Source organism: Naasia sp., from assembly GCF_025465545.1.
GTDB lineage: Bacteria > Actinomycetota > Actinomycetes > Actinomycetales > Microbacteriaceae > Naasia.
The window spans coordinates 84,312-92,881 of record NZ_JAODMK010000024.1; the positions used below are offsets into that span (position 1 = coordinate 84,312).

Genomic DNA, 8,570 nt, shown 5'->3' on the forward strand with positions numbered 1-8,570 from the left:
GGGGTACAGAACCGGCCCAAATCGAGCGCTCATATCGTTACACGCTGGTGACGAAGTTCGAAAAACCTTGCGCCGACGCAAGAATCGTGTCGAAGGGAACCGTGAAACAGCAGATTGTTCTGATCTTCGACGGTGACTGCAGCTTCTGTTCTTCCTGCGTCGACTGGGTCGAAGAAAACCTCCCTTCGCCGCCGCAGGCGGTCCCGTTCCAGCACGCCGATCTCGAGGGGTACGGGCTCAGCCTCGAGGAGGCTCGCTCGCAGGTGTGGCTGCTGACCCCGGCCGAGCACTTCGGCGGGGCGGCGGCGGTATCGGCGCTGCTGCGCAGCCAGCCCGGCGCCTCCTACCGCTTCCTGGGCTGGCTCCTGCAGGCGCCGCCCCTGTCCTGGCTCGCCGACGGCGTCTACTGGGTGGTCTCGAAGCTGCGTCACGTGCTTCCCGGGGGCACCCCGGCCTGCCGCCGTTGACGTTCTCCCCCGCTCCCTCGCCGGGCACGCGCCGTCGCATCCGGCTCGAGATCGGCATCGTGCTCGCCCTGTCGCTCGGCGCCGCCGCCGTGTACTCGGTGATCGCGATCGTGAACCGGCTGACCCAGGACGTGCCCATCTCGCAGCAGACGGCCACGCTCAATCCGTCGCTCAGCGACCGGCCGGTCTTCGACCTGATCTACCAGCTGCTCGACATCGCGTTCGCCCTCGTCCCCGTGCTGCTCGTGCTCTACCTGCTGTGGCAGCCGGGCCGATCGCCGTTTCGACGGCTCGGCTTCGACGCCTCACGTCCCGGGCGGGATCTCGGCGCCGGCCTCCTGCTCACCCTTGCGATCGGACTCCCCGGCCTCGGGCTCTACTTCGCCGGCCGGGCTCTCGGCATCACGCCGACCATCGTCACCTCGGGTCTGACCGACCAGTGGTGGACCATTCCGGTGCTCATCCTGTCCGCCCTGCGATCCGCGCTCACCGAGGAGCTGATCGTGGTCGGCTTCCTCTTCACCCGCCTGCACGAGCTAGGCCACGGGCGCTGGCCGGTGATCATCGGAGCGGCGATCCTCCGCGGCAGCTACCACCTCTACCAGGGCTTCGGATCCTTTGTGGGAAACGTGGCGATGGGCATCGTCTTCGGCTGGGTGTACGAGAAGTGGGGCCGGACCACCCCGCTCGTGATCGCGCACTGGATCCTCGACATCGCCAGCTTCGTCGGGTACGCCCTCGTGGTGGCGTGGTTCCCCGGGCTCGTCGGCACGTAGCGGGCCCTCCCTCCGCCGAATGCACCCCGAGACGCCGAGCGCACCCCGTACCCGGGGCGCGCTCGGCGTCTCGGGTAGCGCTCGGCGCGAGCGCCCCTCAGCGCGTCAGGCGAAGGCCTCGGGAGGCGGGCAGGCGCACACCAGGTTGCGGTCTCCGTAGGCCTGGTCGATGCGGCGCACCGGCGGCCAGTACTTGCCCCGGATGCGGGCGGTGGCCGTCGCGGGATCCGCCGGTGTGTGTGCGGCGAACGGATACACCGCGTCCTCCCGGGAGTAGGGGTGGTGCCACTCCTCCGCCGCGATGGACTGCGCGGTGTGCGGGGCGTTCCGCAGCGGATTGTCGTCGCGCGGCCACTCCCCTGAGCCGACCCTGCCGGCCTCGGCGCGGATCGCGATCATGGCCTGCACGAAGCGGTCCAGCTCGGCGAGGTCCTCGCTCTCGGTCGGCTCCACCATGAGGGTCCCCGGAACCGGGAAGGACATGGTGGGCGCGTGGAAGCCGTAGTCGATGAGGCGCTTCGCCACATCGTCGACCGTCACGCCGGTCGCCGCGGTGAGGGGTCGCACGTCCAGGATGCACTCGTGCGCGACCAGGCCGTTGTCGCCACGGTAGAGCACCGGGTAGTGCTCGCTCAGCCGCTCGGCGATGTAGTTGGCGGCGAGCACGGCGGCTCCCGTCGCCTCGCGGAGGCCCTGGGCTCCCATCATCCGCACGTAGGCCCAGCTGATCGGCAGGATCGAGGGGGATCCGAAAGGAGCGGCCGAGATCGGCCCGCCCTGGAACTCCGCCCCGCCGCGCTGGGACTGCGCGTGGCCCGGCAGGTAGGGCGCCAGGTGCGCCTTCGCGGCCACCGGACCGACGCCGGGGCCGCCGCCGCCGTGCTGGATGCAGAAAGTCGAGTGCAGGTTGAGGTGCGAGACGTCGCCGCCGAAGTCGCCGAACCGCGCGGAGCCGAGCAGCGCGTTGAGGTTGGCGCCGTCGACGTAGACCTGGCCGCCCGCCTCGTGCACGGCGTCGGTGACGGCCCGCACCTCGTGCTCGTACACGCCGTGGGTGGACGGGTAGGTGATCATCAGGGCCGCCAGGTCGTCCCGGTGCTCGTCGATGCGCGCCCGCAGGTCGTCGAGGTCCACGTTGCCGAGAGCGTCGCAGGCCACCACCACCACCCGCATGCCGGCCAGGACGGCCGATGCCGCATTGGTGCCGTGCGCGCTGGACGGGATGAGGCAGACCGCTCGGTCCGCGTTCCCGCGGGCCTCGTGGTAGCCGCGGATCGCGAGGAGCCCGGCGAGCTCGCCCTGGCTGCCCGCGTTCGGCTGCAGCGACACCGCGTCGTAGCCGGTGACCTCCGCGAGCCAGTTCTCCAGCTGCCCGATCAGCTCGAGGTAGCCCTGCACGTCCTCGGCGGGCGCGAACGGATGGATCGAGGCGAACTCGTGCCAGGTGATCGCCTGCATCTCCGTGGCGGAGTTGAGCTTCATGGTGCACGAGCCGAGGGGGATCATGCCCCGGTCGAGCGCGTAGTCGAGGTCGGCGAGGTACTTGAGGTACCGCATCATCGCCGTCTCGGAGTGGTGCGTGTTGAAGACTCGGTGGGTGAGGAAGTCGGACTTCCGTCGAAGCGCCGCGGGCTCGATCTCGTGCCGGCGGGGACCGTAGCCGACCAGACCGAAGACCTCGTCCCCTGCCGATCCATGGCGCAGCGCGTGCGCCAGGAGAGGGCCGAGCAGCGGGTCGTCCGCCGCCACCTCGTCGAGCGCGACGCCGACCGTGGTGTCGTCGACGCGGCGCAGGAGGATGTCGTGCGCCCGGGCCCGCGCGAGCGCCTCGTCCGCATCGGGGACGCGCACGGTGAAGGTGTCGAAGAACGCCGGCGTGAGCACGTCGAAGCCGGCCTCCCCCAGTGCTTCGGCAACGGTCACCGCAGCGTTGTGCACCTTCCGCGCGATGTGCCGAAGCCCTTCAGGGCCGTGGTAGACGGCGTACATGCTCGCCATGACCGCGAGCAGGACCTGCGCGGTGCAGATGTTGCTCGTCGCCTTCTCCCGGCGGATGTGCTGCTCCCGTGCCTGCAGGCTGAGCCGGTAGGCGAGCTGGCCGGCGGCATCCTGACTGACGCCGACGAGGCGTCCCGGGAGCTGGCGCTCGAGGCCCGAGCGGACCGCCATATATCCGGCGTGCGGACCACCGAAGCCCATCGGCACTCCGAAGCGCTGGGTGGTGCCCACGGCGACGTCGGCGCCGAGCTCCCCCGGCGAACGCAGCAGGGTGAGAGCGAGCAGGTCTGCGGCCACGACGACCACGGCGCCCGCCGCCTTCGCCGCGGTGATCAGCGCGCTCGGATCCCAGACCCGGCCGGACGCTCCCGGATACTGCACGAGCACCCCGAAGCAGCCGCCGTCCGGCAGATCATCGGCGAGGGTCGACTCCACGATCTCGATGCCCACCGCCGCCGCCCGCGCCGCCAGGAGCGCCCGCGTCTGCGGCAGGGCGTCCGAGTCGACGAGGAACCGCGTCGAGCCGTTCTTCGATGCGCGCCTGGCGAGGAGCATGCCCTCGACCACGGCGGTCGCCTCGTCGAGCATCGACGCGTTCGCGGTGCCGAGCCCGGTGAGATCGGCGACCATCGTCTGGAAGTTGATCAGCGCCTCGAGGCGCCCCTGGGAGATCTCCGGCTGGTAGGGCGTGTAGGCCGTGTACCAGCTCGGGTTCTCGAGCACGTTGCGGAGGATCACGCTCGGGGTGGCGGTGTCGTAGTAGCCGAGGCCGATCAGGGACCGCCGCACGGTGTTGCGGGACGCGAGAGCGCGCAGCTCGGCGAGGGCCTCCCGCTCGGTGGCCGCCGAAGGGAGCGAGGAGGGCAGGTCGGGATCGACGCGGATCCCGGCCGGCACGGCGCCGTCGAGCAGCGCGTCGACGGAGTCAAAGCCGAGCACGCGCAGCATGGCGCGCTGATCCGCTGCGCTCGTGCCGATGTGCCGGCGCCCGAACGCGTCGAGGTCGGAGGTGAGGGGGACGGCGATCTCGGCAGCGAGGGTCATCGGGTCAGTCCTTCGTCAGTGCCTGGTAGTCGGTGAGGGTGAGGAGTCCGGGGAGCTCCGTGTACCCGACCTTGAGGAGCCAGCCGTCGCCGAGCGGATCGGCGTTGACCAGTTCCGGGGAGCCGACCACGGCCGCGTTCACCTCCAGCACGGTTCCGCTCACCGGGGAGAAGAGCTCCGCCACCGACTTCGTCGACTCGATCTCGCCGATCACCGCGCCGGCCTGGACGTCGTCCCCGACCGAGGGCAGGTCGACGTAGACCACGTCGCCGAGGCGCTCCGAGGCGTAGACCGTGATGCCCACCGTCGCGACGCCGTCCGCGGCGTCCACCCACTCGTGCTCGGCGGTGTACTGGAGGTCGTCTTCACGAGCCACGGGGATCCTCACTCGCCCTTGCGCGTGTAGAAGGGAAGGGAGCTCACGGTCGCCGGCAGCCGGGTGCCCCGCACATCGAGGAAGAGCTGGGTGCCGGGCGTCGCGACCTCGGGGTCGATGTACGCCATCGCGATCGGATGCCCGAGCGTGGGCGAGAGCGCCCCGCTCGTCACAACGCCGACGCGCGTGCCGCCCTCACCGGTGTCGTAGACGGCGTAGCCGGCCCGACCGGCGCGCTTGCCTTCCGCGGTGAGACCGGCCAGAACGCGCCCGGAGAAGATGGACTCCTCGTCGGCGGCCGCACCGCTCTCGATCGCGGCGCGTCCCACGAAGTCGCCCTTGTCCTTCAGGACGACGGTGCGCGCGAGGCCTGCCTGCGAGGGAAGCGTGGTGAGCCCGAGCTCATGCCCGTAGAGGGGCATGCCCGCCTCGAGTCGCAGCGTGTCGCGCGCGGCGAGCCCGGCCGGCACGAGGCCCGCGCCGGCTCCGGTCTCCAGGAGACCCTGCCACAGCGGGCGCAGATTCTCGGGCGAGGTGAAGATCTCGAAGCCGTCCTCACCGGTGTAGCCGGTGCGGGCGATCAGCGCCCGGCGCCCGAGGAATTCGGCGGGAAGGGCTCGGTAGTACCCCAGCTGGGCGAGCGCGTCCTCGAGCGGAGGACCGGGGACGGCGTCGTCGCCGACCGTGAGGCCCTCGAGGTTCTGCAGGATCTCGAGGGAGCGCGGTCCCTGCAGGGCGATCAGCCCGATCTCGTCGCTCTCATCCTCCACGAGCGCGTCGAAGCCTTCGGTGCGTGCGCGAAGCTCGGCAGCGACAGTCCGCCGGTTGGAGGCGTTGGCGACGACGAGGTAGCGGTCGGCGCCGGTGCGGTAGACGACCAGATCGTCGACGATGCCACCGCGCTCCGACAGCAGGAGGGTGTACTTGGCCTGCCGCTCCGCCAGGGCCGACATCCGGCCGGACAGGGCGGAGTCGAGGGCCTCGCCGGCCTGGGGCCCGACCACCAGGATCTCGCCCATGTGCGACAGGTCGAAGAGCCCGGCGGCGCTGCGCACCGCGGCGTGCTCGGCCAGGTCGCTGGTGTACCGCACCGGCATCTGCCAGCCGGCGAAGTCCGTGAACGCGGCACCCGCTGCGACGTGCAGGTCATGCAGGGGCGAGCGGCGCAGCTCTGGTCGGGACGGGGCATCGGTCACGAGTTCTTCTCCTCTACGGCGGCGCGGCGAAGCGTCCAGCGGCAAGAACTCCCCGTCGGTCATGGCGCCTGAGAGTTTCGCTCCGGCGTCACACGACGCGGTCCGCTTTCACCGTGGGCGAGGCGCGATGAAGCACGCCTGCTTTCCAGAGTGGCCGGTCCGGCGCGGTACGTGCACCTGAGAGATGGGCGGGGAGGCTTGCTCCTTCGGCGTCCTGCCGCTCGACGATCCGTGAGCGGCGGGACTCTCCCGCGTCGGCCCTGAAGCCCGATGTTCAGTTGATGGGCCGAGCCTACCTCGACGGCCCGTCTCGAGGGCCAGGGATCGGGACCCCCGATACTCCGCGAGCGGCGGCGAGCCGCCCGGGGCGCCGCTCTCCGGAAAGGGTCATGCGGTGGGAACACGAGCGCGCCGGCGGCCGACGATCACGGCGGCCGCCACGCCCGCCAGAGTGAGCATCCCGATGCAGGCCGCCGCGCCGAGCAGGATCGCGTCGTCGCCCGGGCCTCCCGCGGATGCCCCAGCGAGGGGTGCGCACGCGGGCTTGGCGGCCCCGGCGCTCGCCTCGGTCCCGACGCTCGGGGAGTAGGTGAAGGAGTAGCTGCCGGAGGTCGGATGCCCGTCGGATGAGACGACCTGCCAGACCACCTCGTAGGTGCCCGCCGCCCCGAGCGCGACCGGGGCCGATGCGGTCTTCTCGGAGATTCTCGCGCAGCCCGTCTCGAAGTACCGGTCACCCTGCCGCACCTGGATCGCCGTCGACCGCTGGCCCTCGCCGAAGTCGAGCAGCACGCCGGCGAAGGTCAGGTCCACCTGGGTGAGCGGGTCCGTCACGGTCGCCTCGGCGGCGGGCGTCGACGAGGACAGGGAGTCGTGGGCGGACGCCGAGAGCGGCGCACCGAGCGCGAGGACCAGCGCGGCGCCGCCGGCGAGGCTCATTCCGAGTGCCCGTCGAATCCTCATCCGCCCATCCTCTCGCTCACTTCCTGAGTTCGCGCTCGACCGGGATGCGGATTGCCGGTCTGGCCTGCCGGCGCCCACGGCTGCCGACGCGATCGGCTGCTCGCCCGACCTGGCCGTCCGCCCGCTCGGCCGTCGTCTCGGGCCCCAGCGTCGGGCGGAGCGTGCCGATCAGCCGATGCAGGAGACGTTGTAGTCGAGATTCTTGGACACGAACTGCGTCAGCGTGATCCTGCTGCCCGGGGTGAACGGGCTGAGCGCGCAGTTCGAGCGGGCCCCCTTCTCCGACGTCGCTCCAGGGATCCAGTTGTCCAGTCCGGCGAGGCTGCTTCCGGTGCGCAGCGTTCCCGCGATCGCCCCCCACTGGGAGGAGGTCGAGTAGATGCCGACGCGGGCCCGGACGCTGTGGAACAGGTCCGTCATTCCCTCGAGGACCGCGGCGTTCGCCGGCTTGTCTGTGGGGTGCCAGGTGTTCTCGGTCTCGACGTCCAGCCACCAGGTGTAGCCGGCGCCTCCGGTCACGCCGCGGGAATGCAGGTCGTCATAGGCTCGCGCGTAGCCGTACATGTATGCGCAGGCCGCCGTGTAGCTCGCGCCGCCGTCAGGCGCGGGGGTGCAGGTGCCGTAGGGGTTGGGAACCGTCGTGCCGCCGTAGGTGTTCGACGCAGGCCAGGGCGAGGTGCGCCCGGATCCCGCGAAGCCGGGATTCGCCGTGTTGACGTAGAGCGCGACGTTCGGCTGGCCCGGTGCCGCGGTGGTGGTGGAGCGCTGAGCCCAGGAGAGCTGCTGCGCGAAGCACGGATTGGTGTCGTTGGCCAGGCCGCCGTTGACGCCCACGACCGCGAACGCCGGCGCAGACGGAAGGGTCTTGCCGCACTGCGGCCAGGAGACGTCGTTGCCGAGGGAGGTCAGCGTCGATGACGCGGCGCCGGGCGCCGCCTTCGCGGCGAACGCTGCCCCCGGTGCGGCGAGCGTGAGTCCCGCCACCGCCACAGCGGCGATCAGGGCGAGCAGAGGTGTGCGCATTCCGCCAGTATGCGTCGCTCACCGCGACGGCACCACGCGGCTAGGCGAGATCGTCCGAACGGGGGCGGCGCCCTGTTCAGGAGCAGGAGACGTTGTAGTCCAGGTTCTTCACGACGAACTGGGTCATCGCGACCGTGCCGCCTGTCGTGAGCGGCGGCAGGAGGCAGGCGGTGCGCGCAGTCCGCTCGGATGAGGATCCCGGAATCCAGCTGCGGAGTCCGTTCAGGTTGCTGGCGGCGCTGACCTTGCCGACGATGATGCCCCACTGGTACGAGGTGGAATAGAGGCCCACCTGGGCGCCCTTGCCGCGGAAGTAGGCGGTCATGCCCTCGAGGGAGGCGGCGTTCGCCGCCTTGTCCGCCTGCCAGGTGTTGATGAGCTCGACGTCGAGCCACCAGCGGTAGGTCACGGGGCTCAGCACTCCGCGGTTGTTGAAGTCGTCGTAGGCCATCGAATAGCCGTAGACGTATGCGCATGCGGCCCCTTCGGCGCCGGCGCACGAACCGTACGGGTTGGCGACGGGGAGCCCGTTCTTCATGCTGTTCGTGCTCGGCCACCATGAGGCCTGCATGCCGGGGTTCGCGGTGTTGACGTAGAGCTCCACCTTGGGCTGCCCGGTGACCCCGGACGACTTCTCGGCCCACGCCAGCTGGCTGGAGAGGCAGGGATTGGTGTCGTTGGCGAGGCCGCCGGTCACGCCGACGACGGCGAACGCCTGTCCCTGCGG

Annotated in this window: 8 protein-coding genes and 1 riboswitch; of the genes, 2 read left to right on the forward strand and 6 right to left on the reverse strand. The window is 70.9% G+C overall.

Annotated elements, in window-relative coordinates; genetic code table 11:
* Positions 1–86 precede the first annotated feature (86 nt).
* Positions 87–467, forward strand: coding sequence for a DUF393 domain-containing protein (locus JWR33_RS08165; RefSeq protein ID WP_297410919.1), 381 nt, complete (start codon positions 87–89; stop codon positions 465–467).
* On the forward strand, positions 455–1,243 hold the full coding sequence (locus JWR33_RS08170; RefSeq protein ID WP_297410935.1) for a type II CAAX endopeptidase family protein: 789 nt from the start codon (positions 455–457) through the stop codon (positions 1,241–1,243). Before JWR33_RS08165 ends, JWR33_RS08170 begins: the two co-directional genes overlap by 13 nt.
* A gap of 105 nt (positions 1,244–1,348) precedes the next feature.
* Here the strand turns inward: JWR33_RS08170 and gcvP are convergent, their stop codons facing one another.
* The 6 genes from gcvP to JWR33_RS08200 form a co-directional block, all read right to left on the reverse strand.
* Positions 1,349–4,285 (reverse strand): aminomethyl-transferring glycine dehydrogenase, encoded by a 2,937-nt coding sequence (gene gcvP / locus JWR33_RS08175; RefSeq protein ID WP_297410921.1) that lies wholly within the window; start codon positions 4,283–4,285, stop codon positions 1,349–1,351.
* Between the two features lie 4 nt (positions 4,286–4,289).
* Complete coding sequence (gene gcvH / locus JWR33_RS08180) at positions 4,290–4,661, reverse strand: glycine cleavage system protein GcvH (RefSeq protein ID WP_297410923.1); 372 nt, start codon at positions 4,659–4,661, stop codon at positions 4,290–4,292.
* Between the two features lie 8 nt (positions 4,662–4,669).
* Entirely contained in the window at positions 4,670–5,857 is a 1,188-nt protein-coding gene (gene gcvT, locus JWR33_RS08185) for a glycine cleavage system aminomethyltransferase GcvT (RefSeq protein WP_297410925.1), read from the reverse strand.
* A 155-nt stretch (positions 5,858–6,012) separates the two neighbouring features.
* Positions 6,013–6,119, reverse strand: a riboswitch (glycine riboswitch).
* 125 nt (positions 6,120–6,244) lie between these two features.
* Complete coding sequence (locus tag JWR33_RS08190) at positions 6,245–6,820, reverse strand: copper resistance CopC family protein (RefSeq protein ID WP_297410927.1); 576 nt, start codon at positions 6,818–6,820, stop codon at positions 6,245–6,247.
* Between the two features lie 168 nt (positions 6,821–6,988).
* On the reverse strand, positions 6,989–7,843 hold the full coding sequence (locus JWR33_RS08195) for a hypothetical protein (RefSeq protein WP_297410928.1): 855 nt from the start codon (positions 7,841–7,843) through the stop codon (positions 6,989–6,991).
* 76 nt (positions 7,844–7,919) lie between these two features.
* On the reverse strand, positions 7,920–8,570 hold a 651-nt coding region (locus JWR33_RS08200; protein WP_297410929.1), incomplete at its 5' end, for a hypothetical protein.